Raw genomic sequence first — 24,617 nt, 5'->3', positions numbered from 1 at the left:
AAAACGGCACATAAAGCGCGCAACCGAGGCATCTTATAATACAATCCGCGCCAATTACGGGTGAGACAGCGTTCATTAGACAGTGCGGATCACAGCTTTCAGCAAGACGATTATCCCTTCGGCCGGGCCAGATTTCTCATTGTCAGGTTTCCGCCCGCGGGCGACGAACCCAGGCGGGAATGGCAGATGAAGATGGCGAAAAATGCCGCGATATTGGCGAGTTGCGCAAAAGGCCCATGGCGGGCTTTCCTTGGCGCACGTCTGAATTCCGGCCGTCTGCTGTTCGTTCTGCTGGCGTTGTTGGCTTTTCCCGGCCTGGCGCGCCCCGGCACCGCCGATCCTTATCAAAAACGCACCCATGCGGTAACCACCGTGGTGGTGGGCATTATCAGCTACGCGCGTTGGACCAGCAATCCTGACCCCATCCGGCTGTGCGTCACCGCATCGACCCACTACGCCGAAGGCCTGTTCGATCCGATTCTGCTGAGCGCCCCCCGTCCGATCAAGGTCGACCGCGTTCCCTTTGACAGCCCGCTGCTGAGCGCCGGTTGCGACGTGATTTATCTGGGAGAGATCACTTCCGCACAGAGACAGAATTTTATGCAGCGCATTTCCGGCCACTCTATTCTCAGCATCAGCGAGAACGATATCGAATGCTCCGCCGGCAGCGCGTTTTGCTTGCAGATTGACGGTGACCAGGCCAGCTTCAAGGTCAACCTGGACGCCCTGGCGCGCAGCGGGGTGCGCGTTCACCCTAACGTGCTGCAGCTGGCGCGCAAGCAGGCGCCGCCGCTATGAGGCTGTTGCGCAAAAACCGCACCGGCCATTCGCGCCCGACGCTCGGCCGGGTGCTGCAGCGGGTGCATCTTGGCCTGGCGCTGATCGCCGTGGGCACCGCGGGCATTTTCCTGACGCTGGTGGCGCTGTTTGCGCTGCGCGCCTACGCCAACCATAACCTGCACCTGATCGCCCGCTCCATCAGCTACACCGTCGAAGCCGCGGTGGTGTTCGAAGACCGCACCGCCGCCCGCGAGGCGCTGATGCTGATCGCCTCCAACGAAGAGGTGTCGGAAGCGCGGATCCTGGACAACAGCGGCAAGGTGCTGGCCAGCTGGCGCCACCCCAAAGACGGCCCGCTGCACGGCCTGGAACAGGTCGTCGCCCACTGGGCGCTGCCGGAGCCGGTGATCTTGCCGATCGCCCACGAAGGCAAACAGGTCGGCAAGGTGTGGCTGAGCGGCCACGGCGGCAGCCTGCTGCGTTTCCTGCTGCGCGGCATGGTGGGCATGATAGCCTGCCTGGTGCTCAGTACCCTGTGCGCCTTGGTGCTGTCCCGCCGGATGCTGGTCGGCATCGTCCGCTCGCTGGACGATATCGCCAAGGTGGCGCACGCGGTGCGCCGCGATCGCACCTTCGGGCTGCGGGTGCCGTCGGCGCCGATCGCCGAACTGCACGAACTGAGCGGCGACTTCAACGGCCTGCTCGACGAGCTGGAAGCCTGGCAGGCCCATCTGAAACAGGAAAATGATTCGCTGACCCACCGGGCGACGCACGACAGCCTGACCGGGCTGCCGAACCGCGCCTTCTTCGAGGGGCGGCTGAGCCGCGCGCTGGGGGATATCGAACCGCCCGAGAAACTGGCGGTGCTGTTTATCGACGGCGATCGCTTCAAGGAGGTGAATGACAGCTATGGCCACGCCGCCGGCGACGCGGTGCTGACCACCATCGCCGGCCGTATTCGCGCACAGCTGCGCGATAGCGATCTGGTCGCGCGTTTGGGCGGCGACGAGTTCGCCGTACTGCTGGCGCCGGTCCACAGTACGGAAGATGTGTTGCAGATCGCTGACAACATCATCGACTGCATGACCCAACCGGTAATTTTGCCGAACGACGAGGCGGTGATCACCTCTCTGAGCATCGGCATTGCACTTTACCCTGAGCACGCGGTAACGCCTCAGGGACTTTTGCACGAAGCCGACGATGCGATGTACCAAGCCAAGCATCGTTATAATGGAGGCTGGCGGCTGGCAATACATAAATAAGAGCCCCAGCCATAAAATTTAAACTAGGGATTTGATTATGATACAGCAAACACTAAAACGCCGTTTTTCACTGTTGACGATGATGTTCATCGCCCTGCTGGCGCTGGCCGGCTGCCAGGGAAAACCGCAGGGCCTGACGGCCGAGCAGATTGCGCTGCTGCAGTCTCAAGGCTTCAAGCTGACGGATAACGGCTGGGAATTCGGCATGTCGGACAAGGTGCTGTTCGGCAACAATATCGGCAAGCTGAACCCGGAGAGCACCGAGGCGGTGCAAAAGATGGGCCGCGCGCTGCTGAGCGTCGGCATCACCCAGTTCCGCCTGGACGGCCATACCGACAATTACGGTGAAGACAGCTATAACGACCAGCTTTCCCTGCGCCGCGCCGATGCGGTGGCCGATCTGCTGGCCAGCGTCGGCATCCCGCGCTCCAACATTGAAACCCGCGGCATGGGCAAACGCGATCCGGTCGCCGACAACCGCACCTCCAGCGGCCGCGCGGAAAACCGCCGCGTCGCGATCGTCGTCACGCCATAACGCCTCGCCTTTATGCGTCTGGATAGGCGCATAAAGGGTTATACTGAGCTATCGGCTGGGATCCTCGTTTGAAACGGGCTACACTCCGCAGCCAGACATCCTATAAAAACTGATATAGAGAGGCTAAGAGCAACGTGGCTCAATACGTCTATACCATGCATCGCGTCGGCAAAGTGGTTCCGCCGAAGCGTCACATTCTGAAAAACATCTCCCTGAGCTTCTTCCCCGGCGCCAAAATCGGCGTGCTGGGCCTGAACGGCGCCGGTAAATCCACCCTGCTGCGCATCATGGCCGGCATCGATACCGATATCGAAGGGGAAGCGCGCCCGCAGCCCGGACTTAAAATCGGTTATCTGCCGCAGGAGCCGCAGCTCAACCTGGAACATACCGTGCGCGAGTCGGTAGAAGAAGCGCTGGCGGAAGTGGTCGGCGCGCTGAAACGCCTGGATGAAGTGTACGCGCTGTACGCGGAAGAAGGCGCCGACTTCGACAAGCTGGCCGCCGAGCAGGGCCGCCTGGAAGAGATCATCCAGGCCCACGACGGCCACAACCTGAACGCCCAGCTGGAGCGCGCCGCCGATGCGCTGCGCCTGCCGGAGTGGGACGCCAGGATAGCCAACCTGTCCGGCGGTGAGCGCCGCCGCGTGGCGCTGTGCCGCCTGCTGCTGGAAAAACCGGACATGCTGCTGCTGGACGAACCGACCAACCACCTGGACGCCGAGTCCGTGGCCTGGCTGGAACGCTTCCTGCACGACTTCGAAGGCACCGTGGTGGCGATCACCCACGACCGTTACTTCCTCGACAACGTCGCCGGCTGGATCCTCGAACTGGACCGCGGCGAAGGCATCCCGTGGGAAGGCAACTACTCTTCCTGGCTGGAGCAGAAAGACGCGCGTCTGGCGCAGGAAGCCTCCGCCGAAGCCGCTCGCCGCAAGTCGATCGAGAAAGAGCTGGAGTGGGTGCGTCAGGGCGCCAAAGGCCGTCAGTCCAAGGGCAAGGCCCGTCTGGCGCGCTTTGAAGAGCTCAACAGCACCGAATACCAGAAGCGTAACGAGACCAACGAACTCTTTATTCCGCCTGGCGCGCGCCTGGGCGATAAAGTGGTCGAAGTCAGCAACCTGCGCAAGTCTTACGGCGACCGCGTGCTGATTGACGACCTCTCCTTCTCGGTGCCGAAAGGCGCCATCGTCGGCATCATCGGCCCGAACGGCGCGGGTAAATCCACGCTGTTCCGCATGATGTCCGGTCAGGAACAGCCTGATTCCGGCAGCATCGTGCTGGGCGACACCGTCAAGCTGGCCTCGGTCGATCAGTTCCGCGACAGCATGGATAATTCGAAAACCGTGTGGGAAGAAGTGTCCGGCGGTCAGGACATCATGCGCATCGGCAACACCGAAATGCCAAGCCGCGCCTACGTCGGCCGCTTCAACTTCAAGGGCGTCGATCAGGGCAAACGCGTGGGCGAGCTGTCCGGCGGTGAACGTGGCCGTCTGCACCTGGCCAAGCTGCTGCAGGTTGGCGGCAACGTGCTGCTGCTCGACGAACCGACCAACGACCTGGATATCGAAACCCTGCGCGCGCTGGAAAACGCCCTGCTGGAATTCCCCGGCTGCGCCATGGTGATCTCGCACGACCGTTGGTTCCTCGACCGCATCGCCACCCACATTCTGGATTACCAGGATGAAGGCAACGTAGAGTTCTTCGAAGGCAACTTCACCGAATACGAAGAGTACAAGAAGCGCACTCTGGGCGCGGAGGCGCTCGAACCGCACCGCATCAAGTACAAGAAGATCGCCAAGTAAGCCGGAAGGCGCCGCATGCGGCGCCTTTTTTTATTCCCGCGCCAGCTCCCGGGCATAGTCGTCGAACACCGGATGCTGCAGCACCACGTCGATAAAACAGGCCAGCGCCGGCGAGTTCAGCTTGCGGCTCGGGTACACCAGGTACAGCTCATTGCCCTCCGCCCGCCACTCCGGCAACACCTCCGCCAGCTGCTTTTGCGCCACCACCTCGCGGCTGAGAAACGCCGGCAGCAGCGTAATGCCGGCGCCGGAAATGGCGCACTCGCGCGCATACAGCAGGTTGTCGGTGGTGTGCCCCATCGGCAGCTGCCAGCGGTAGAATTCATCACCGCGGCGCAGGCTCCAGGCCGTCCAGGCGCGGTGGGCGATGCAGCGATGCTGTTGCAGCTGCTGCGGATGCAGGATCGGCGGGTGCTGCGCCAGGTAGGCCGGCGCCGCCAGCAGGTAGCGCGGCGCATGGCCCAACCGACGGCCGATCAACGAAGAATCCTGCGGCTTGCCGGTGCGCAACGCGGCGTCGAACCCCTCCTGCACCAGATCCACCATGGCGTCGGACACCGACACCTCCAGCGAGACGTCCGGATACTGGCGCTGAAAATCCGCCGCCAGCCGCGCCAGCAGCGTTGCCCCCAGCCCGGCGGGGGTCGAAATGCGCAGCCGGCCGCTCGGGTTGTCGCGCAGCCGCTGCAGGGCCAGATCGGCCCGCTCGGCGGCGGACATCATCTCCTGACAGTGCTCCAGATAGCGCTCGCCGGCGAAGGTCAGATTCAGCTGGCGGGTGGTGCGGTTGAGCAATCTCAGGCCCAGCGCCTGCTCCAGCTGGCTGACGCGCTGGCTGACGCTGGACTTCGGCAACCCGGCGCGCCGGGCGGCGGCGGTGAAGCTGCCGCACTCGGCCACCAGCGCGAACAGCGCCATATCCTGCAGCTGCTTAAACCTCATTGTTCACCTCAAACGAACGCTTCGTTAGTTATTGTCCATCTTATCACCCTACTCCCGAGGGGCTACACTGAGTTATACATTCGAAAGGAGCATAGTCATGTCGATTAAAGCCATAGCCGTAGACCCGAAAAACCCCGCCGGATTCATTGAAATCACGCCGGAGCGCCCGGTTCCCGGCCAGTTCGATCTGCTGGTGGAGGTGAAAGCGGTATCGGTCAACCCGGTGGATACCAAGGTGCACGCCGGCCTGCAAAAGAGCGGCCTGCAGCAGCCGCGCATCCTCGGTTGGGACGCCAGCGGCGTGGTGGTCGAGGTGGGCAGCAGCGTCAGCGGCTTCGAACCGGGCGATGAGGTCTGGTACGCCGGCGACATCACCCGCCCGGGCAGCAACAGCAGCCACCAGCTGATCGACTCGCGCATCGCCGCACTCAAGCCGCGCAGCCTGAACTGGGCCGAGGCCGCCGCGATGCCGCTGACCGCCCTCACCGCCTGGGAAGCGCTGTTCGAGCACCTGCATATCCAGGATGCGACGGAAGATCAGACCCTGCTGATCATCGGCGGCGCCGGCGGCGTCGGTTCGCTGGCCATCCCGTTCGCCGCGCTGCGCAGCAAGGTGAACGTGATCGCCACCGCCTCACGTCCGGGATCCGCCGCCTGGTGCCGCGAACGCGGCGCCGATCGGGTGGTGGACTATCGCGATCTGAAAGGCAATCTGGCGCAGCAGGGCATTGAGCAGGTGGATTACATTCTGTGCCTGAACGACACCGACGGCCACTGGAAAGCCATTTCCGAGCTGATCGCCCCTCTGGGCCACATCTGCACCATCGTCGAAAACGCGCAGCCGCTGGATCAAAGCGCGCTGAAGCTGAAAAGCGCCGCGCTGCACTGGGAATTGATGTTTACCCGCAGCATGTTCACCACGCCGGACATCGCGCAGCAGGGCAAGATCCTGCAGCAGGTGGCAGCGTTGCTGGACGAAGGGAAGCTGAGCACCACGCTGAGCGAAACCCTGCACGGGCTGACGGTCGATACGCTGACCGCCGCGCACCAGAAGCTGCTCGACGGGCATATGCAGGGCAAACTGGTGATTGCTTACTGACGGGATGAAGCCCCGGCTGCTCAGAGCGGCAGCGCGCCGACCAGCCGGCTGGCGTCCGCCGCCAGCAGCTGCTTCACCAGCTCAACGCAGCGCAGGAAACGCTCTTCGTAATCGCTGGACTCGACGTGCGCATACTCGATGTTGTTGGCGCGCAGCATCTCTTCCAGCAGGTGCTGGAACGCTTTGCGATCGGTCGGCGCGCCGAGGCTGCGCAGGCCGTCCGCCACCCAGGGGGTGTTGTTTTCCAGCAGGATCACCAGATCGAAACGGTATTCGTCGATCAGCGCCTGCACGAACGGATGCTCACGCCCCTCATACTTTTTACAGAACGCCTGAGTGGTGACGAAATCGGTATCGATAAACGCCACCTTGTTGGCGTACTTCACCGCAAAGTCGACGTACTGCGCCTGACCGAGCGCTATCTTGTCGTAGTCGGAATACTGCAACGCCATCTCATCGCCGCCAAGGTGCGAAAACACATAGTCGCGGCCGTATTCCCAGGCGCTGGTGGTGTTGAATATGTTCGCCAGCTTGTTGACCAGGGTCGATTTGCCGCTCGATTCACCGCCGAGGATCGCTACGGTGCGCACAAAGAACGGCTTGACCTCGGTGGGGATGTAATCCCAGTAGCGGAACGGATCCTGGCGGATCTGGCCGCCGCTGATGTTCATGAACGAGCGCTCGGGATCGATGAGTATGGTTTCGATACCCAGATGTTCGCGATAACGCGGGGCGTCCTGCGCTTCGCTGGAGTAGATAAAGCTCGGCACTATGCCCTTCTGCTCCATAAAGGCCTTCATGCCGTCGCTCCATACGTTCCAACCGTGCGGATAGGGTTCGATCCCCTGTTCGTCGAACGAATGGATATGGATGTTTTTCTGGTACTTGAAGGTTTGCAGCAGCCAGCGCAGACGATCGCTGACCGTCGGCTGCTGCGACATGGAGCTGTTTTCAAACAGCGCGCGATCGCGCGGCTCGTCGTGGCACAGCATCACGTGCAGTTCGTCCACCTGGCTGCAGGCGCGCTGGATCAGGTAAATGTGGCCGGTGTGCAGCGGGTAAAATTTACCAAACACTACCCCGACTTTTTTCTCGCGACGCGGGAATTCCAGCCCGAGAAAACGGTGCAGCGCTTCCAGCTTCTGGGCGCTCGGGCTTTTGATTTTGTCGTTCAACAGCTGGCTGAGATAGCCCTTGGTCATGCCGCTGGCATCCGCCACCTGCTGCAGAGTACAGCCCTTCTGCTTAATCGACGCCTTCAGGTAATCAAATTGCCGCATTGCCACCTCCGTTTAATATGCTAAACACAATAGCATATTCCGCGCATCAAATGGCGGTTAATAGAACTCTTCCAGTACGTCCAGCGCATCCGCCAGCTTCTTCACCCCGAACACCTGCATATTGGCCGGCGGCTTCTTCGGCATATTGCCGTGCGGCACGATGGCGCGCTTGAAGCCGTGCTTGGCCGCTTCGGAAATGCGCTCCTGGCCGCTCGGCACCGGGCGGATTTCCCCCGCCAGGCCCACTTCGCCGAACACCACCAGATCGTTCGGCAACGGCCGATCGCGCAGGCTGGACACCAGCGACATCAGCAGCGCCAGATCGGCGCTGGTCTCGCTGACCTTCACCCCGCCGACCACGTTGACGAACACGTCCTGATCGGACATCTGCAGGCCGCCGTGGCGATGCAGCACCGCCAGCAGGATCGCCAGTCGGTTCTGCTCCAGACCGACCGCCACCCGGCGCGGGTTGGACATCATCGAGTGATCCACCAACGCCTGGATCTCCACCAGCAGCGGCCGGGTGCCTTCCCACACCACCATCACCGAACTGCCGGAGGTCACCTCGTCGCCGCGGCTGAGGAAAATCGCCGAGGGGTTGCTGACCTCGCGCAGGCCCTGTTCGGTCATGGCGAATACCCCCAGCTCATTGACCGCGCCAAAGCGGTTCTTGTGGCTGCGCAGGGTGCGGAAACGGGAGTCGGCGTCGCCGTCCAGCAGCACCGAACAGTCGATGCAGTGCTCCAGCACCTTCGGCCCGGCCAGCGAGCCGTCTTTGGTGACGTGGCCGACCATCACGATCGCCACGCCGCGCGTTTTGGCGAAGCGCGTCAGGTAGGCGGCGGTTTCGCGCACCTGCGCCACGCTGCCCGGCGAAGACTGGATATCGGCCATGTGCATCACCTGGATCGAGTCGATCACCATCAGCTTCGGCTGCTCCTGCTCGGCGATCAGGCAGATCTGCTCGATGCTGGTTTCCGACAGCATGTTCAGGCCGCCGGTCGGCAGCCCCAGGCGGTGGGCGCGCATCGCCACCTGCTGCAGCGACTCCTCGCCGGTGACGTACAGGGTTTTCATCTGTTCCGAGAGCTTGCACAGCACCTGCAGCAGCAGGGTACTTTTACCGGCGCCGGGGTTGCCGCCGATCAGAATGGCGCTGCCGGGCACCACGCCGCCGCCCAGCACCCGGTCGAACTCGAGAAAGCCGGTGGTGAAGCGCGGCAGCGCTTCCAGGCTGATATCCGACAGTTTCTGCACCTTGCTGATGCCGGCGTCGCCGGCATAGCCGCTGAGGCGCTCGTTGCGCGCGGCGGCGGGGGAAGCGGCCAGGCGCACTTCCGTAATGCTGTTCCAGGCGTGGCAAGCGCTGCACTGGCCCTGCCAGCGCGGATAGTCTGCGCCGCACTCATTACATACAAACGCCCGTTTTGCCGCTTTTGCCACGTGTTACCTCAATCTTTGGTTTATACCCTAACTAATGACGGGGTTATCGCACTTCGTGTTTCAGGCTGCCGGTCAATACGCACAGCACGCCCATCAGGTCGGCGTGACGAATCGACACCTGCGCCTTTTCATACACTTTCGGCTTGGCGTGGTAGGCGATGCCCAGCCCCGCCACCTGCATCATTTTCAAATCGTTGGCGCCGTCGCCGATGGCCACGGTCTGCTGCGGCGCAATGCCCAGCTTTTCCGCCAGCCGCACCAGCGTATCGGCCTTGAACTGCGCATCCACCACCGGGCCCAGCACTTCGCCGGTCAGCTTGCCGTCGCGGATCTCCAGCTCGTTGGCCGCCACCGCCACCAGCTTCAGCCGGTCGCGCAGGTATTCGGCGTAGTAGGTGAAGCCGCCGGAGGCGATCGCCACATGCCAGCCCATCGCCTGCAGCTTGCTCACCAGGCTGGTCAGCCCGGGCATCAGCGGCAGCGCGTCGCGCACCTGCCTGAGGATATTGGCGTCGGCGCCTTTCAGCGTGCCCACGCGCTGGCGCAGGCTGGCGGTAAAGTCCAGCTCGCCGCGCATCGCGCGCTCGGTGACTTCCGCCACCTGTTCGCCGACGCCCGCCAGCTTGGCTATCTCATCGATGCATTCGATCTCGATGGCGGTCGAGTCCATGTCCATCACCAGCAGGCCCGGCGTGCGCAGGTGCGGGATCTTGCCCAGCGGCGCCACGTCCAGCCCATTTTCCGCCGCCAGCTGCTTGGCGCGCGGCGTCAGCGTGCCCGCCAAACGCACCACCTGATAATCCTCCACGGCCCAGGCGGTGACGATCACCATCGCCGCGCCCAGCTTGCGCTGGAACTGAGTGATGCGCGTCTTGTCCAGTACCTTGCCATACAATAGCCACCCGGTATGGCCCGCCCGGTAGTCCAGCGGCATCACTTCATCGCCGCTCAACGAAAGGGGAAGACCCGGCCATTGAGAGATCTCCGCCGGGAGATCGCAATAGGTCAGACTGTTCGACATCATTAACTCCTGAATAATGGGGCGCACCCTGCTGCTGCACGATAAAACGACGCATCAAGCTATCCTATCGCCATTGGTTCTGGCAACATAAAGTGTCCAAGATGCCCAAGGAACCTGCATGGCTCGCGCTAAACTGAAATTTCGCCTGCACCGCACCGCTATTATCCTGATTTGCCTGGCTTTGCTGGTGCTGCTGATGCAGGGCGCCTCCTATTTTAGCCTGAGTCATCAAATGGCGCGATCCGAGCAGGTGGAGGAGCTGGCGCAAACGCTGACCCAACAGGTCGCCTACAGCCTGGCGCCGCTGCTGGACGACGACAGCGACGTCGACAACCAGCGCGTCGACGCCATCCTGAAACGGCTCACCGATCACAGCCGCATTTTGGACGCCAGCGTCTATCAGCTGGACGGCACCCTGGTTTCCCACGCCGGTGAACAGATAAGTATACGCGATCGCCTGTCGCTCGACGGCAAACGCGCCGGCAGCTATTTCAATCATCAGCTGGTTGAGTCGATCCAGGGCAAAGACGGCCCGATCGGCTTTATCCGCATCACCCTGGACACCCACGTGCTGGCGACCGAGTCCAAGCAGGTGGACAACACCACCAACCTGCTGCGCCTGATGATCCTGCTGGCGCTGGCGATCGGCATTATTCTGGCGCGCACCCTGCTGCAGCATCGCCGCAGCCGCTGGCAGCAGTCGCCCTACCTGCTGACCGCCAATACGCCGCTGGAAGAAGGCAACACGGTGGAAGACGACGATGATGAACCGCCGAAGGAAGAGGTGAAAAAAACCTGAGGATGGGGAGCGTTCCAAACGCGGGCGCAGCGAGCTGCGCCCGTTTGATTATCAGGCTTTGTCGCCCAGCAGTACCGACTCCAGCGCGATAACGATCATCTCGTTGAAGGTGGTCTGGCGCTCCGCGGCGGTGGTCGCTTCGTGGCGCAGAATGTGGTCGGAGACGGTGCAGATGGTCAGCGCCTTACAGCCGAACTCTTCGTACAGCTCAGCCGCCACGCCGTAGATGCCGGCCGCTTCCATTTCCACCCCCAGGATGCCGTACTTCTTCATCACCTGGAACATGTCCGGATCCGGCGTGTAGAACAGATCGGCGGAGAAGATGTTGCCCACGCGCGCCGGGATGCCCTGCGCCGCCGCGGCGTCCACCGCATTGCGCACCATATCGAAGTCGGCGATCGCCGCATAGTCGTGGTCTTTGAAACGCAGGCGGTTCACCTTGGAATCGGTGCAGGCGCCCATGCCGATCACCACGTCGCGCAGTTTGATATCGTCGCGCACCGCGCCGCAGGACCCCACGCGGATGATCTTCTTCACGCCGAACTCGGCGATCAGCTCACGCGCATAGATGGAGCAGGACGGGATGCCCATGCCGTGGCCCATTACCGAGATGCGGCGGCCCTTGTAGGTGCCGGTGAAACCCAGCATGCCGCGCACGTTGTTCACTTCCACCGCGCCTTCCAGGAAGGTTTCGGCGATATATTTTGCGCGCAGCGGATCGCCCGGCATCAGTACTACGTCAGCGAAATCACCCATTTCAGCATTAATGTGCGGCGTAGCCATAATTCTCTTCCTTCAAATCGTCGTCATGAATAAAAAAATGCGCCGGGCAACCGCCCGGCGCCAGCAAAGTGTTACAGCATTGACTTGCCGTAGTCCATCGGCGACACGCCGAAATAGCCGGCCACGGTCTGGCCGATGTCGGCGAAGGTGTCACGGTGGCCCAGCGAGCCCGGTTTCACTTTCGGGCCGTAGACCAGCACCGGGATGTGTTCGCGGGTGTGATCGGTGCCAGGCCAGGTCGGGTCGCAGCCGTGGTCGGCGGTGAAGATGATGATGTCTTCGTCTTTCACCAGCTTCAGCAGCTCCGGCAGGCGGCGGTCGAACAGCTCCAGCGCGGCGGCATAGCCCGCCACGTCGCGGCGGTGGCCGTAGGAGGAGTCGAAGTCGACGAAGTTGGTGAACACGATGGTGTTGTCGCCGGCCTGCGCCATTTCAGTCAGGGTGGCGTCGAACAGCGCGTCGATGCCGGTGGCCTTCACTTTCTTGGTGATGCCGACGTTGGCGTAGATGTCGGCGATTTTACCGATCGACACCACTTCGCCGCCCTTCTCGTCCACCAGCTTTTTCAGCACGGTTGGCGCCGGCGGCTCTACCGCCAGATCGTGGCGGTTGCCGGTGCGCTGGAAGTTGCCCGGCTTGTCGCCGACGAACGGACGCGCGATGACGCGGCCGATGTTGTAGCCGCCTTCGGTCAGCTCTTCACGGGCGATTTCGCAGAGTTCGTACAGACGCTCCAGGCCAAAGGTGTCCTCATGGCAGGCGATCTGGAATACCGAGTCGGCGGAGGTGTAGAAAATCGGCTTGCCGGTTTTCATGTGCTCTTCGCCCAGCTGATCGAGGATCACCGTGCCGGAAGAGTGGCAGTTGCCCAGGTAGCCCGGCAGCTTGGCGCGCTCGACCAGCTTGTCCAGCAGCGCCTGCGGGAAGCTGTTGTGCTCGTCCTTGAAGTAGCCCCAGTCGAACAGCACCGGCACGCCGGCGATTTCCCAGTGGCCCGACGGGGTGTCCTTGCCGGAAGAGAGCTCGCTGGCGTAGGCGTAAGCGCCGATAATATCCGCGTCGCGGTCCAGCCCCTGCGGGAATTTGCCGGTAGACTCCTCCGCCGCCTTGCCCAGGCCCAGGCGGCTCAGGTTAGGCAGCGTCAACGGGCCCTGACGGCCAACGTTGGCTTCGCCGCGCGCGCAAACCTCGGCAATGTGGCCCAGGGTGTCGGAACCCCGATCGCCAAAACGCTCGGCGTCTTCGCTGGCGCCGATGCCGAATGAGTCCAAGACCATAATAAATGTACGTTTCATCTGTGCTCTCCTGTATACCCGTCGTCTTTCAAGCCGCAGGGGTGTTGGTTGCCTTCACTCACCCCAGTCACTTGGTTCACCAAGTGACTGGGGATTCCTTCAGTTACCGCCTACCTGCATCTTGAAATCCATTGGGTATAGTGGCAGCGAGTTTTGCTGCCGCTATAAATGTGGTAAAGGTAATACTTATTCCGACACTCGTTTGTAAACTACCGGCGTCGCTTCGGGCGCGTTGTCGCTCAGCGTCATGGCGCCGCGCACCGCTTCGGCCGCCTGCTGCCAGCTCTCTTCGTCGTTGGCGTGGATCACCGCCAACGGCTGCCGGGTATCCAGGTTGTCGCCCAGGCGCGCCATCTCGGTCAGGCCGACGCTGTAATCGATATTGTCGGTCGCGCGGCGGCGCCCGCCCCCCAGCGACACCACCGCCATGCCCAGCGCCCGGGTATCCATCGCGCTGATGATGCCCGGCTTCTCGGCGTAAACCGGCTTGCTGAGGGTCGCCGCCGGCAGGTAGCTGTCGTAACGCTCGACGAAATCCGCCGGGCCCTGCTGCGCCGCCACCATGCGGCCAAACACCTCCGCCGCCTTGCCGTTGTCCAGCACCGCCTGCAGCTTGGCGCGCGCATCGGCGTCGTCTTTCGCCAGCCCGCCGGACAGCAGCATCTCCACGCACAGCGCCAGGGTCACTTCCAGCAGGCGCGGGTTGCGGTATTCGCCGGTCAGGAAACGCACCGCTTCGCGCACCTCCACCGCGTTGCCGGCGCTGGACGCCAGCACCTGGTTCATGTCGGTCAGCAGCGCGGTGGTTTTGCAGCCTGCGCCGTTGGCCACGCCAACGATCGCCTGCGCCAGATCCTGCGAAGCCGCATAGGTTGGCATAAAGGCGCCGGAGCCGACCTTCACGTCCATCACCAGCGCATCCAGGCCTTCCGCCAGCTTCTTCGCCAGAATAGAGGCGGTGATCAGCGGAATGGAATCCACGGTGGCGGTAATGTCGCGGGTGGCGTAGAAGCGCTTGTCCGCCGGCGCCAGCGAGCTGGTCTGGCCGATGATCGCCACGCCCACGTCCTGAATGATTTTGCGGAAGGCGTTGTCGTCCGGGAAGATGTTGAAGCCCGGGATCGCCTCCAGCTTGTCCAGCGTGCCGCCGGTATGGCCCAGGCCGCGGCCGGAGATCATCGGCACATAACCGCCGCAGGCCGCCACCATCGGGCCGAGCATCAGCGAAGTGACGTCGCCCACGCCGCCGGTCGAGTGTTTATCGACGATCGGGCCGTTCAGCGACAGGCTCTTCCAGTCCAGCACGGTGCCGGAGTCGCGCATCGCCATGGTGAGCGCCACGCGCTCCGGCATGGTCATGTCGTGGAAATAAATGGTCATCGCCAGCGCGGCGATCTGCCCTTCGGACACCGCGTTATCGCGGATGCCGTTGATGAAAAAACGGATCTCGGCTTCGCTCAACGGCTGGCCGTCGCGTTTTTTACGAATTATTTCTTGTGCCAGGAACAAGGCATCCCCCTGTGTAACCTAGAATCGGATGAAGGCAGGCGCCACGCGGCGCCCGGCCATCGGAATCGATCAGTAGCCGCCGCCGCCGGCCTGAGCGCGGTGGCCCAGGGTGGTCAGCAGGCTGGCCAACAGGCTGGACGCGCCGAAGCGGAAATGCCGCGCATCGGCCCAGCCTTCACCCAGAATACGATCGGCAAGTTGCAGATAGTGCAGCGCGTCCTCCGCGCTGCGCACGCCGCCGGCCGGCTTGAAGCCGACCGTTTCCGCCACGCCCAGATCGCGGATCGCCGACATCATCAGCTCGGCGCTTTCCAGCGTGGCGTTGACCGGCACCTTGCCGGTGGAGGTCTTGATAAAATCGGCGCCGGCGTTGATGGCGATTTCGGACGCTTTACGGATCAAATCGGCCCGCTTCAGCTCGCCGGTCTCGATGATCACTTTCAGCAGCACGTTGGCCGCCTGGCAGGCTTGTTTGCACTGCTTGACCAGCTCGAAGCCCACCTGCTCGTTGCCGGCGATCAGCGCGCGGTAGGGGAACACCACGTCCACTTCATCCGCGCCGTAGGCGATCGCCGCGCGGGTTTCGGCCAGCGCGATGTCGATATCGTCGTTGCCATGCGGGAAGTTGGTCACGGTCGCAATGCGGATGTCCGGCGTGCCCTGCTCGCGCAGCGCCTTGCGCGCCACCGGGATAAAACGCGGGTAAATGCAGATGGCCGCGGTGTGGCCGGCCGGGCTGTTGGCCTGACGACAGAGCGCGATCACTTTCTCATCGGTGTCGTCGTCATTCAGCGTGGTTAAATCCATTAAATTCAGCGCACGTTGCGCTGCTGCGGTTAGTTCGGTCATAAAACTCTCCAACTGAGAACCTGGATGTTGGCGAGCGGACTTGGTTCCATGAAGATAGCGCTGGGGAACGGATTCCCGCGGCGGCAACTGAGATCCTTCTCACCGCACAGAGCCACCCGCGATGCGGCTGGCCAGTAATAGCTATTTTAACCGGATCGCCCGGGGCAATTCGCGTTAGGCGTCACACCATATGAAATAGCACTGTAACAGGATGGAATTATATGTGAAGAGCATCACAAAATAACGCGATATCGTTCACAAATTCGCTAAAGAAACCGCTGAAGATCACGGGCGCGCAGCGCACGCCCGCGTTTTTGAGAGTTTAGCTTACAGCGCCAAAAAGAACCCGGCGATAGTGGCGCTCATCAGGTTGGAGAGCGTGCCGGCCACCACCGCTTTCAGGCCGAAGCGCGCGATGTCGTGGCGACGGCTGGGCGCCATGCTGCCCAGGCCGCCCAGCAAAATGGCCACCGACGACAGGTTGGCGAAGCCGCACAGCGCGAAGGAGATGATCGCCTTGGTATGGGCAGACAGCACCTGCAGCCCCTCGGCCGCCACCACCTCGTCAGGGCGCAGATAGGCGCCGAAGTTCATGTAGGCGACGAATTCGTTGACGATAATTTTCTGGCCGATAAACGAGCCGGCGGTCATCGCTTCGCTCCAGGGCACGCCGATCAGGAAAGCGATCGGTGAGAACAGCCAGCCGAGCAGCAGCTCAAGCGACAGCTGCGGGTAGTCGAACCAGCCGCCGATGCCGCCGAGAATGCCGTTCAGCAGGGCGATCAGGGCGATGAACGCCAGCAGCATCGCGCCGACGTTCAGCGCCAGCTGCATGCCGGAAGCCGCGCCGGAAGCCGCCGCGTCGATCACGTTGGCCGGGCGGTCCTCTTCGGCGATCAGCTTCATCGCATCGTCTTTGTCATGGGTCTTTTCGGTTTCCGGCACCATCAGCTTGGCGAACAGCAGCCCGCCCGGCGCGGCCATGAACGAAGCGGCGATCAGGTACTCCAGCGGCACCCCCATCTGGGCATAGCCCGCCAGCACCGAACCGGCCACCGAAGCCAGGCCGCCGCACATGACGGCAAACAGCTCGGACTGGGTCATGGTGGCGATATACGGGCGAACCACCAGCGGCGCTTCGGTTTGACCGACGAAGATATTGGCGGTCGCCGACAGCGACTCGGTGCGCGACGTGCCCAGCAGCTTCTGCAGGCCGCCGCCCAGGACGCGGATCACCAGCTGCATGATGCCCAGGTAGTAAAGCACCGCGATCAGCGAGGAGAAGAACACGATCACCGGCAGAACGCGCAGCGCGAAGACGAAGCCGCCGCCGCCGAACACCTCGAACATTTTGTCGGAGACCAGCCCGCCGAAGATGAACGAAATGCCCTGATTGCCGTAGGCGATCACGTTGGCCACCCCGGCCGACATGCCGCCGAGCATGCTGCGGCCGACCGGCACATACAGCACCAGCGCGCCGATGGCGATCTGAATGACGAACGCCCAGACCACGGTGCGCATGTTGATGGCGCGCCGGTTGCTGGACAACAGCACCGCGATGGCAATAAGCACCGCCATGCCGACCAGGCTCATGATGAGTTGCATGAAAAGTATCCCTGTTGCGAAAAATGAAATGCATCCCTGCTCATTGCGAGAGGTCTGCTGAAAGGCGTTATACGGGCGCGATTATACTGAGCGAGCGCTCACCCGCCCCGATTTATGTCACAAATGCATACAACAGGAAGCAAATGAAAATCTTATAACGTGACCTGCATCACATTATGAGGGGTTTAGACGGGGAAATCGAACAACGCCTGGGCATTGCGTTGCAAAGCGTCGGCTATCTCGTCGGCCGGTTCGGGCCGCAGGCCGCACAATACCTGAAACACTTCCGCCGCGCGTTCGGGGCGGTTCGGCTGCCCCTGATAGCCGGCCAACGGCATGTCCGGCGCGTCGGTTTCCAGCAGCAGCGCGCTCAACGGCAGCTGCGCCATCACCCCGCGGGTTTTCTGCGCCCGCGGGTAGCTGATGGTGCCGCCCACGCCGATGCGATAGCCCAAACGAACGAACGCCTGCGCCTGCGACAGGCTGCCGGCGAAGCCGTGCACCACGCCGCGGCGCGGCAGCTGCGCCTGGCGCAACAACGCCGCCAGCCGATCGTGCGTGCGGCGGGAATGCAGGATCACCGGCAGGTCATGCTGCTTCGCCAGCTTCAGCTGGGCCTGCAACAGCCCCCACTGGCGCTCGAACTGCGGGTTTTCCATATACAGGTCGAGGCCTATCTCCCCCACCGCCACCAGCTTGGGCGGTCGGCTGGCCAGCAGCGCCGCCAGCTGTTCCAGCTGCGGTTCACCATGCTGGGCGATATACAGCGGGTGCAGGCCCAGCGCGGCGAACAGCGGCGGATGATCCTGCGCCAGCGTCAGCACCCGCGCAAACCGCTCGGCGGTGACCGTCGGCACGATAATTTTCCGCACCCCGGCCTGCGCGGCCAACGCCAGGCTTTCGGCCTCCCGCCCGCTAAACGGCGGGAAGTCGAAATGGCAATGGGTGTCGGTAAACTCGCGGTTCACAGGGCGCCCCCTTCCCCCGGCGGCAGATCGCCCGGCAGGATGATTTTCGGCGCCGCCAGATTGGCTTCCGGCTGCGCGGCAAGATCGTGCGGCAGGTTGATATCGGTGACGATCGGCGAAGGCATCCTGACATTTTCCGGTTGGATCAGCCGACGCGACAGCGCCTTTTTCACCTTCATGCCGTCCAGTTTTTCCTGCTCCAGCAGCCAGTGGCCGACGGTCGCCAGGAAGTAGCGGCCGCAGCGGCGCCCCAGGTGGTAATCCTGGTTGAGCGAGGTCAGCCGGCTGCCCAACGCGTTGCTGGCCAGCGGCTTCGGCGGGAATATTTCGAAGATGCGCAGCTTGCCCGGCGGCTTCTCGATAAACTGCTGGATGCGGTGGTAGCTTTGCTCGTGATGCTGCAGGATGCGCACCATCTGCTGCAGGCTGCTCTCGCTCAGCCAGTGCTCCATGCGCTTCATCCACTGCGGCGTATAGTACATCTGCGAGGGCACGGTGCGGATCACCACGATGGTGTCGGCGCCGCGGCGATAGGCCTCTTCGACCGGGATCGCATCGCTGATGCCGCCGTCCTGATAGCTGACGCCGTCCAGCTCCACCCCGAGGCGGTAAAAGCCGGGAATGGCGCTGGAAGCCTTGATGGCCGGCAGCCAGCTGTCGCGCTGCGCCGGCAGGTAGGTCGGTGCGAAGTCGTCGCTGCGGCAGGCGCACATCAAGAATTCACGCCCGTCGATCAGCTGCTTTTCCGCCACGTCCATCGCCAGCGGCAGCTGCTGCGAGGTAATGTCGACCAGCCAGTCGAGATCGATCAGGTGCCCGCCGCGCACGAAGCGCAGCGGGTTAAAGAATTGGGCCGAGGTGGTGTAGCGGGTGATCACCCGCCGCGCATAGCCCATCTGCCCGCAGACGTAAGCCGACAGATTTTGCGCGCCGGCGGAGGTGCCGATCATCAGATCGAAGGGGTTAAAGCGGGCTCGCTGGAACTCGTCCAGCACGCCGGCGGTAAATATCCCGCGCTGCCCGCCCCCTTCACATACCAGCGCCATCTTGCCGGGCCGGTAAGGTTTATACGCCAGCGGTTCTATATTGCCGAGCGTGATGGGTATTCTGTATCCCAACGCTGCTTCCTCAGTGAGACGTTTTCTCCGAGGATACCGCGTCTTGCTCTCTTCCGTAATCCTCTTGCAGTACGCCAGAGAGGAAGTCATTGCTGCCGGTCAGCCAGGCGCAATCACTGCCGGACCACTCCGCCCATGCCTGCCATACCTGGCCTTTCAGCTGTTTCCAGCGTCCGAGAATGATGTCGCTGTTCATGACTTGCCTCCCTACTGCGGGAAAAGGAATTAAGCTTTGTTACACTTTGAAGGAAAGCTAAGGACGTCGGCGGCCGGTAAACAGGCTGACCAGGAACAGGATGATACCCACGACGAACACGATTTTCGCGGCCCAGGCGGCGGTCCCCGCCAGCGTACCGAACCCCAATGCCGCCGCGATCAGTGCGATAACTAAAAAGATAATGCCCCAACGAAACATAAGCCTCTCCTTACCATAGTGAAAAAACACATCGCAACCTGCGCCCTTCACAGGGCGGCAACGGGCTGCGGGTCAGTTCTTTTTTTGGTGGTGCATTCCGGGCCGGCGCAGGGCCGGCCCGGAATTTAGTGCTTGTCGTTGCGCATGCCGGCCAATATTAAGGCTTCACCGCCAGATCGTTCTTCACGCTTTTCACGCCGTCGATCGCTTTGGCGATGCTTTCCGCACGCTCGGACTGCGCCTGAGTTTTCACTTCGCCGGAAAGCTGCACCACGCCGTCGGTGGTTTCCACTTTCACGTTGCGTGAAGGCACGATGTCATCGGCCAGCAGTTTGGCTTTCAGTTCGCTGGTGGTCGCGGTATCGCCCGCATACGCCTTCACGGACTGCTTGGCTTCGTCTTTCACGTGCAGCTTGTCGCTGACGGACTTGACGCCTTCCACTTTGCCGGCCACTTCAACCGCGTGCTCGGCCTGCGCCTGGCTGCCGACGAAACCGCTCAGGGTAACCACGCCTTGTTCGGTTTTCACCGAAATGTCGGTGCTTTTGATGGTGTTATCATCGACCAGGGCACTTTTAACTTTAGCCGTTGTTGCGCTGTCATCCATGTAGCCGTCGACTTTTTTCATGGAGCTATCGATTTTGGCACCCGCACTATCAGCGGCGCTTGATGCTTTGTTGAGCAAGCCGTCTTCAGCCAGCGCGCTGCCGCTCACCAGAACGGAACCCAAAACGACAGCCATCAGCGATTGTGCAAATTTAGTATTTTTCATCGATCTCTTCCTTTTGTTGTGAAGCCCAAACAGGCTGGGCTCCTGCAGCCGCCATAACGCGGCCCATTCGGTAAACACTTCACGATTTCTATACAATAAAACGTTCACGCCAAGACTATTGCAATGCCTGTGCCAATCTAAAAAAACCTTTAAAAATCAATACAAAAATAAAATTCGCACATTATTCAGGCTAAAAACCGTCGCCGATTGACGACAGTCATTTCCCCTCTGCGCAGTGATTTTGTTATCTCTTTGATTTTAAAGGAAACAATATGTCGCCGATTGACAACACGACCGAATAACTTGCTGAGTAATTAAAAAATAGCAGTGATTTAATCTTAGTCTGCGCGACGTACCCTGTTAAATATAGACCATAGGGCGAAAATTGCAGCCGATGCCGGGCGCCGCCAGGCGACGGCAAGACAGGGGAAGACAGGTGAGAGGGGTTAATTAATTAGCGGGATGAAAACAGGGCGCCCTGAGGCGCCCCGCGCTAGCCTTAGTGTTCGCGCGTTTTGCGGAACACCACTTCCGGATAACGATCCTGCGTCAGGTTGAGGTTAACCATGGTCGGCGCGATGTAGGACAGATTGTCCCCGCCGTCCAACGCCAGGTTCAGCTCGTTTTTGCGCTTGAACTCTTCGAATTTTTTCACGTCGCTGCACTCGACCCAGCGCGCGGTCGACACGTTGACCGACTCATACAGCGCTTCCACGTTGTATTCGCTCTTCAGTCGCGCCACCACCACGTCGAACTGCAGCACGCCGACCGCGCCAACGATCAGATCGTTGTTGGCGATCGGGCGGAACACCTGCACCGCGCCCTCTTCAGACAGCTGCACCAGGCCTTTCAGCAGCTGTTTTTGCTTCAGCGGATCGCGCAGGCGAATGCGGCGGAACAGCTCAGGGGCAAAGTTCGGAATGCCGGTGAACTTCATGTCTTCGCCCTGGGTGAAGGTGTCGCCGATCTGAATGGTGCCGTGGTTGTGCAGACCGATGATGTCGCCCGGGTAAGCTTCTTCCACGTGCGAACGGTCGCCGGCCATAAAGGTCAGCGCGTCGGAAATCACCACGTCTTTGCCGGTGCGCACCTGGCGCAGCTTCATGCCTTTTTCGTAACGGCCGGACACCACGCGCATAAAGGCCACGCGGTCACGGTGCTTGGGATCCATATTGGCCTGGATCTTGAACACGAAGCCGGTGAATTTCTCTTCAGAGGCGGTCACTTCACGGGTGTCGGTTTTACGCGGCATCGGCGCAGGCGCCCAGGCCACCAGGCCGTCCAGCATGTGATCCACGCCGAAGTTGCCCAGCGCGGTGCCGAAGAACACCGGCGTCAGATCGCCGCTCAGGAAGGCTTCCCGATCGAATTCGTGCGACGCGCCCTGCACCAGCTCCAGCTCTTCGCGCAGCTGCGCCGCCAGATCTTCGCCCACGGCGGCATCCAGCTCCGGGTTGTCCAGGCCTTTGACGATGCGCACTTCCTGGATGGTGTGGCCTTTACCGGTCTGATACAGGTAGGTTTCATCCTTGTACAGATGATAAACCCCTTTAAACAGCTTGCCGCAGCCGATTGGCCAGGTGATCGGCGAGCAGGCGATCTTCAGCTCGCGCTCGACTTCGTCCATCACTTCCATCGGATCGCGGATATCGCGGTCCAGCTTGTTCATGAAGGTCAGGATCGGCGTGTCGCGCAGACGGGTCACTTCCATCAGCTTGCGGGTACGATCCTCAACGCCCTTGGCGGCGTCGATCACCATCAGACAGCAGTCGACGGCGGTCAGGGTGCGGTAGGTATCCTCGGAGAAGTCTTCGTGCCCCGGGGTATCCAGCAGGTTGACCAGGCTGTCGCGGTACGGGAACTGCATCACCGAGGTGGTGATCGAGATCCCGCGCTGCTTCTCCATTTCCATCCAGTCGGATTTGGCGTGCTGGCTTGAGCCACGGCCTTTTACCGTACCGGCGGTCTGGATCGCCTGTCCGAACAGCAACACTTTTTCGGTAATGGTGGTTTTACCGGCATCGGGGTGCGAGATGATGGCGAAGGTTCTTCTTTTCGAGACCTCGCGGGCAAATTCACTAGGAGACATGTTTTCAGGTTCTACGGTTAGTCCGCCCTGCGACATCATCAGAACGCGCCGTAGCGGCGCCAGGCAAAGCGGTAAATAAAAGATAATAGCCGGGCATTTTCGCTGATTTGCCAACCGGTGACAATCAATGGTTTTCCCGGCGAGGAAGATAAAGGCCGCGCGGCGGCTACGCCAGCGGCAGCGCCATCACGATCGCGTCTTCGCGGCCGTTGGCGCTCGGGTAGTAATTGCGGCGCAGGGTCACTTCGTTGAAGCCGAGATCTTCGTACAGCGCGATCGCCGCGCCGTTGGAAGCGCGCACTTCCAGCCACAGCGTCACCACGCCGCGGCTCTCCAGCTGCGCGATCAGCGCGTTCAGCAAGGTGCGGCCAAAGCCCCGGCGCTGCCAGTCCGGATGAATGGCGATGTTGAACAGCGTGGCTTCATCCAGCACGATCTGCGTGATGGCGAAGCCCGCCATCTGCCCGTCGGCGTTCAGTTTCAGGTTGAGGTAGCGATCGCCCTGGTTGCTGGCGAAGGTGGCCTCCGTCCAGGGAAAGGCATGGCTGGCCCGTTCAATCTTGAAGGCCGTGGCCAGGTCGGCCGCTGTCAGGGTAGAAATACTGTTCATGATGACAAATCTGCTGCCAGAGGGCGCGTTTGGCCCCCGCATCTTGAGAAAGCTCGGCCAGCGCCGGGCTGTGTAGCTGCGCGCCGGCCACCGCAAGCGGCTCCGCGACGCCCAGCCGCCAACTGTTGCATTCGGTTTCTTCAGGCAGCATCGCCACCTGCTCCGGCGTCAGGCCGTAGGTTTGCGCCGGCGTCAGCCCCAGGCTGCGCAGCACGTCGCAAAACAGCGGGTCGTTGGGCTCGGGCAGCGCCTGCGCCACCACCAGCAACCGCACCTCGGGCGGCAGGCTGACCGCCACTTCGCCCTGCAACACGCCCGGGCGGCGCAATGTCCACTGCGTGATACCCAGTTGTTGTAACAGCCAGTCGCGTTTTGATGCCATGCCGATCCCTACCCGTTGTGGTGCGCCATGCCTGCCATGCGCCGCGCTATGCTAACAAACCCGCGCAGCCCGCGCCAACATCCCCTGCATCTTTCCGGCGACGGCGGGATCGGCAAAGCCATTGGATATAAACCCGTCGAACATATCGCCGCAAAGCTCTATAATCCCCGGTCTAATTTCTAGGAGCCAAAACCTGATGTCTGCATTAACCCCCGCCAGTGAAGTCATGCTGCGCCACAGTGATGAGTTTATCGAACGCCGCGTTCTGTTCGCCGGCGACCTGCAGGATGCCCTGCCGGCCCAATTCGAGGCCGCGGATGTGCGTGTCCATACCCAGCAATACCATCACTGGCAGTTACTGAACCGGGCGATGGGCGACAATGTGCAGTTCGGCCTGACGGTAGACGCCGCCTTCGTTGCCGAGTGCGATACGCTGATCTACTACTGGCCGAAGAGCAAACAGGAAGCGCAGTTCCAGCTGTGCAACATTCTGGCGCTGCTGCCGGTGGGCGCGGAGGTGTTCGTGGTCGGTGAAAACCGCAGCGGCGTGCGCAGCGCCGAACCCACCCTGGAAGGGCACGTCCAGTTGGTCAAAATCGACAGCGCGCGCCGCTGCGGCCTGTACCACGGCCGCGTGGATGCGCAGACCGAATTCAGCCTGGACGACTGGTGGGAAAGTTATCAGCTGCACGATCTGACGGTGAAAACCCTGCCGGGCGTGTTCAGCCGCGACGGGTTGGACGTCGGCAGCTCGCTGCTGCTGTCGACCCTGGAAAAACACATGAAGGGCAAAGTGCTGGATATCGGCTGCGGCGCCGGCGTGATGGCTTCGGTGCTGTCCAGGCTGTCGCCGAAGGTGAAGCTGACCCTGAGCGACGTCAACGCCGCCGCGGTGGAGTCCAGCCGCGCCACCCTGGCCGCCAACGGCATTGAAGGCGAAGTGATCGTCAGCAACGTCTACTCCGACATTACCGGCCGTTTCGACATGATCATCTCCAACCCGCCGTTCCATGACGGTCTGCAGACCAGCCTGACCGCGGCGGAGACCCTGATCCGCGGGGCGCTGAAACACCTGCCGATCGGCGGCAGCCTGCGCATCGTGGCCAACGCCTTCCTGCCGTACCCGGACATTCTGGACGCCACCTTCGGCAGCCACGAAGTGCTGGCGCAAAACGGCCGCTTCAAGGTGTATCAGGCGACCGTCGGCCGCCCGCCGCGCGATCCGAAAAAGAAAAAGAAATAACCCCGTCCGCGGGTGA

Annotated in this window: 24 protein-coding genes; 7 read left to right on the top strand and 17 right to left on the bottom strand. The window is 61.9% G+C overall.

Translation table 11 applies throughout. The features are described 5' to 3' along the window. Window positions 1–186: 186 nt before the first annotated feature. The 4 genes from CKW09_RS03515 (at window position 187) to ettA (ending at window position 4,379) form a co-directional block, all read left to right on the top strand. Complete coding sequence (locus CKW09_RS03515; RefSeq protein WP_061794888.1) at window positions 187–798, top strand: YfiR family protein; 612 nt, start codon at window positions 187–189, stop codon at window positions 796–798. Continuing rightward, complete coding sequence (locus CKW09_RS03510; RefSeq protein WP_061794887.1) at window positions 795–2,042, top strand: diguanylate cyclase domain-containing protein; 1,248 nt, start codon at window positions 795–797, stop codon at window positions 2,040–2,042. Before CKW09_RS03515 ends, CKW09_RS03510 begins: the two co-directional genes overlap by 4 nt. Window positions 2,043–2,079: 37 nt before the next feature. After that, window positions 2,080–2,577, top strand: coding sequence for an OmpA family protein (locus tag CKW09_RS03505; RefSeq protein WP_061794886.1), 498 nt, complete (start codon window positions 2,080–2,082; stop codon window positions 2,575–2,577). Window positions 2,578–2,711: 134 nt separating this feature from the next. After that, window positions 2,712–4,379 carry an energy-dependent translational throttle protein EttA gene (gene ettA / locus CKW09_RS03500; protein ID WP_061794885.1) on the top strand — a complete coding sequence of 556 codons (1,668 nt, stop codon included), beginning with the start codon at window positions 2,712–2,714 and terminating at the stop codon, window positions 4,377–4,379. A 30-nt stretch (window positions 4,380–4,409) separates the two neighbouring features. Here the strand turns inward: ettA and CKW09_RS03495 are convergent, their stop codons facing one another. Beyond that, window positions 4,410–5,321 carry a LysR family transcriptional regulator gene (locus CKW09_RS03495; RefSeq protein WP_061794884.1) on the bottom strand — a complete coding sequence of 304 codons (912 nt, stop codon included), beginning with the start codon at window positions 5,319–5,321 and terminating at the stop codon, window positions 4,410–4,412. Between the two features lie 97 nt (window positions 5,322–5,418). On the opposite strand from CKW09_RS03495, the gene CKW09_RS03490 reads away from it, so the two are divergent. Next, the gene (locus CKW09_RS03490) at window positions 5,419–6,420 is read left to right on the top strand and encodes a zinc-binding alcohol dehydrogenase family protein (RefSeq protein WP_061794883.1); all 1,002 of its coding nucleotides are present in this window, start codon (window positions 5,419–5,421) and stop codon (window positions 6,418–6,420) included. A 20-nt stretch (window positions 6,421–6,440) separates the two neighbouring features. On the opposite strand, the gene nadR is transcribed toward CKW09_RS03490, so the two are convergent. From nadR to serB, 3 genes are read right to left on the bottom strand one after another with little or no spacing between them, the layout of a single operon-like run. Continuing rightward, the gene (gene nadR / locus CKW09_RS03485) at window positions 6,441–7,700 is read right to left on the bottom strand and encodes a multifunctional transcriptional regulator/nicotinamide-nucleotide adenylyltransferase/ribosylnicotinamide kinase NadR (protein ID WP_061794882.1); all 1,260 of its coding nucleotides are present in this window, start codon (window positions 7,698–7,700) and stop codon (window positions 6,441–6,443) included. Window positions 7,701–7,757: 57 nt separating this feature from the next. After that, window positions 7,758–9,143 carry a DNA repair protein RadA gene (gene radA / locus CKW09_RS03480; protein ID WP_061794881.1) on the bottom strand — a complete coding sequence of 462 codons (1,386 nt, stop codon included), beginning with the start codon at window positions 9,141–9,143 and terminating at the stop codon, window positions 7,758–7,760. Between the two features lie 43 nt (window positions 9,144–9,186). Then, window positions 9,187–10,164: a phosphoserine phosphatase gene (gene serB, locus CKW09_RS03475; RefSeq protein ID WP_061795072.1), complete on the bottom strand. Its 978-nt coding sequence runs from the start codon at window positions 10,162–10,164 to the stop codon at window positions 9,187–9,189. Between the two features lie 118 nt (window positions 10,165–10,282). On the opposite strand from serB, the gene CKW09_RS03470 reads away from it, so the two are divergent. Continuing rightward, entirely contained in the window at window positions 10,283–10,963 is a 681-nt protein-coding gene (locus CKW09_RS03470) for a YtjB family periplasmic protein (RefSeq protein WP_061794880.1), read from the top strand. Window positions 10,964–11,014: 51 nt separating this feature from the next. Here the strand turns inward: CKW09_RS03470 and deoD are convergent, their stop codons facing one another. From deoD to CKW09_RS03405, 13 genes are all read right to left on the bottom strand, one after another. After that, complete coding sequence (gene deoD / locus CKW09_RS03465; RefSeq protein WP_061794879.1) at window positions 11,015–11,746, bottom strand: purine-nucleoside phosphorylase; 732 nt, start codon at window positions 11,744–11,746, stop codon at window positions 11,015–11,017. Window positions 11,747–11,817: 71 nt separating this feature from the next. After that, window positions 11,818–13,041: a phosphopentomutase gene (gene deoB, locus CKW09_RS03460; RefSeq protein ID WP_061794878.1), complete on the bottom strand. Its 1,224-nt coding sequence runs from the start codon at window positions 13,039–13,041 to the stop codon at window positions 11,818–11,820. A gap of 186 nt (window positions 13,042–13,227) precedes the next feature. Next, a complete protein-coding gene (gene deoA / locus CKW09_RS03455; protein WP_095095692.1) occupies window positions 13,228–14,550 on the bottom strand; it encodes a thymidine phosphorylase in 1,323 nt (440 codons plus the stop codon). 69 nt (window positions 14,551–14,619) lie between these two features. Next, window positions 14,620–15,399: a deoxyribose-phosphate aldolase gene (gene deoC, locus CKW09_RS03450; RefSeq protein WP_095095689.1), complete on the bottom strand. Its 780-nt coding sequence runs from the start codon at window positions 15,397–15,399 to the stop codon at window positions 14,620–14,622. Between the two features lie 327 nt (window positions 15,400–15,726). Beyond that, on the bottom strand, window positions 15,727–17,004 hold the full coding sequence (locus tag CKW09_RS03445; protein ID WP_061794875.1) for a NupC/NupG family nucleoside CNT transporter: 1,278 nt from the start codon (window positions 17,002–17,004) through the stop codon (window positions 15,727–15,729). Window positions 17,005–17,189: 185 nt separating this feature from the next. Next, complete coding sequence (locus CKW09_RS03440; protein WP_061794874.1) at window positions 17,190–17,972, bottom strand: TatD family hydrolase; 783 nt, start codon at window positions 17,970–17,972, stop codon at window positions 17,190–17,192. Further along, window positions 17,969–19,090, bottom strand: a complete 1,122-nt coding sequence (locus CKW09_RS03435) for a patatin-like phospholipase family protein (protein WP_061794873.1) — start codon at window positions 19,088–19,090, stop codon at window positions 17,969–17,971. The genes CKW09_RS03440 and CKW09_RS03435 overlap by 4 nt, the downstream gene beginning before the upstream one ends. 10 nt (window positions 19,091–19,100) lie before the next feature. Then, window positions 19,101–19,286, bottom strand: coding sequence for a CsbD family protein (locus CKW09_RS03430; RefSeq protein WP_061794872.1), 186 nt, complete (start codon window positions 19,284–19,286; stop codon window positions 19,101–19,103). A 57-nt stretch (window positions 19,287–19,343) separates the two neighbouring features. After that, complete coding sequence (locus tag CKW09_RS03425) at window positions 19,344–19,505, bottom strand: DUF1328 domain-containing protein (RefSeq protein WP_004955572.1); 162 nt, start codon at window positions 19,503–19,505, stop codon at window positions 19,344–19,346. A gap of 157 nt (window positions 19,506–19,662) precedes the next feature. Beyond that, window positions 19,663–20,277 carry a molecular chaperone OsmY gene (gene osmY, locus CKW09_RS03420; protein WP_061794871.1) on the bottom strand — a complete coding sequence of 205 codons (615 nt, stop codon included), beginning with the start codon at window positions 20,275–20,277 and terminating at the stop codon, window positions 19,663–19,665. A gap of 499 nt (window positions 20,278–20,776) precedes the next feature. Further along, window positions 20,777–22,366 (bottom strand): peptide chain release factor 3, encoded by a 1,590-nt coding sequence (gene prfC, locus CKW09_RS03415; RefSeq protein WP_061794870.1) that lies wholly within the window; start codon window positions 22,364–22,366, stop codon window positions 20,777–20,779. Between the two features lie 166 nt (window positions 22,367–22,532). Next, window positions 22,533–22,976 (bottom strand): ribosomal protein S18-alanine N-acetyltransferase, encoded by a 444-nt coding sequence (gene rimI / locus CKW09_RS03410; RefSeq protein WP_061794869.1) that lies wholly within the window; start codon window positions 22,974–22,976, stop codon window positions 22,533–22,535. Continuing rightward, window positions 22,921–23,358, bottom strand: coding sequence for a DNA polymerase III subunit psi (locus CKW09_RS03405; RefSeq protein WP_095095686.1), 438 nt, complete (start codon window positions 23,356–23,358; stop codon window positions 22,921–22,923). The genes rimI and CKW09_RS03405 overlap by 56 nt, the downstream gene beginning before the upstream one ends. A gap of 196 nt (window positions 23,359–23,554) precedes the next feature. Between CKW09_RS03405 and rsmC the strand changes: the two genes are divergently transcribed. Next, window positions 23,555–24,601, top strand: coding sequence for a 16S rRNA (guanine(1207)-N(2))-methyltransferase RsmC (gene rsmC / locus CKW09_RS03400; protein ID WP_061794867.1), 1,047 nt, complete (start codon window positions 23,555–23,557; stop codon window positions 24,599–24,601). Window positions 24,602–24,617: the final 16 nt, after the last annotated feature.

The sequence above is a fragment of the Serratia ficaria genome (assembly GCF_900187015.1).
GTDB lineage: Bacteria > Pseudomonadota > Gammaproteobacteria > Enterobacterales > Enterobacteriaceae > Serratia > Serratia ficaria.
This window is presented reverse-complemented; position numbering and strand designations above follow the sequence as displayed.

Coding starts and splice junctions, on each gene's coding strand:
- CKW09_RS03515 (WP_061794888.1), top strand. CDS start 187: ATGAAGATGGCGAAAAATGCCGCGATATTGGCGAGTTGCGCAAAAGGC.
- CKW09_RS03510 (WP_061794887.1), top strand. CDS start 795: ATGAGGCTGTTGCGCAAAAACCGCACCGGCCATTCGCGCCCGACGCTC.
- CKW09_RS03505 (WP_061794886.1), top strand. CDS start 2,080: ATGATACAGCAAACACTAAAACGCCGTTTTTCACTGTTGACGATGATG.
- CKW09_RS03495 (WP_061794884.1), bottom strand. CDS start 5,321: ATGAGGTTTAAGCAGCTGCAGGATATGGCGCTGTTCGCGCTGGTGGCC.
- CKW09_RS03490 (WP_061794883.1), top strand. CDS start 5,419: ATGTCGATTAAAGCCATAGCCGTAGACCCGAAAAACCCCGCCGGATTC.
- nadR (WP_061794882.1), bottom strand. CDS start 7,700: ATGCGGCAATTTGATTACCTGAAGGCGTCGATTAAGCAGAAGGGCTGT.
- serB (WP_061795072.1), bottom strand. CDS start 10,164: ATGTCGAACAGTCTGACCTATTGCGATCTCCCGGCGGAGATCTCTCAA.
- CKW09_RS03470 (WP_061794880.1), top strand. CDS start 10,283: ATGGCTCGCGCTAAACTGAAATTTCGCCTGCACCGCACCGCTATTATC.
- deoD (WP_061794879.1), bottom strand. CDS start 11,746: ATGGCTACGCCGCACATTAATGCTGAAATGGGTGATTTCGCTGACGTA.
- deoB (WP_061794878.1), bottom strand. CDS start 13,041: ATGAAACGTACATTTATTATGGTCTTGGACTCATTCGGCATCGGCGCC.
- deoC (WP_095095689.1), bottom strand. CDS start 15,399: ATGACCGAACTAACCGCAGCAGCGCAACGTGCGCTGAATTTAATGGAT.
- CKW09_RS03445 (WP_061794875.1), bottom strand. CDS start 17,004: ATGCAACTCATCATGAGCCTGGTCGGCATGGCGGTGCTTATTGCCATC.
- CKW09_RS03430 (WP_061794872.1), bottom strand. CDS start 19,286: ATGAACAGCGACATCATTCTCGGACGCTGGAAACAGCTGAAAGGCCAG.
- CKW09_RS03425 (WP_004955572.1), bottom strand. CDS start 19,505: ATGTTTCGTTGGGGCATTATCTTTTTAGTTATCGCACTGATCGCGGCG.
- osmY (WP_061794871.1), bottom strand. CDS start 20,277: ATGAAAAATACTAAATTTGCACAATCGCTGATGGCTGTCGTTTTGGGT.
- prfC (WP_061794870.1), bottom strand. CDS start 22,366: ATGTCTCCTAGTGAATTTGCCCGCGAGGTCTCGAAAAGAAGAACCTTC.
- rimI (WP_061794869.1), bottom strand. CDS start 22,976: ATGAACAGTATTTCTACCCTGACAGCGGCCGACCTGGCCACGGCCTTC.
- CKW09_RS03405 (WP_095095686.1), bottom strand. CDS start 23,358: ATGGCATCAAAACGCGACTGGCTGTTACAACAACTGGGTATCACGCAG.
- rsmC (WP_061794867.1), top strand. CDS start 23,555: ATGTCTGCATTAACCCCCGCCAGTGAAGTCATGCTGCGCCACAGTGAT.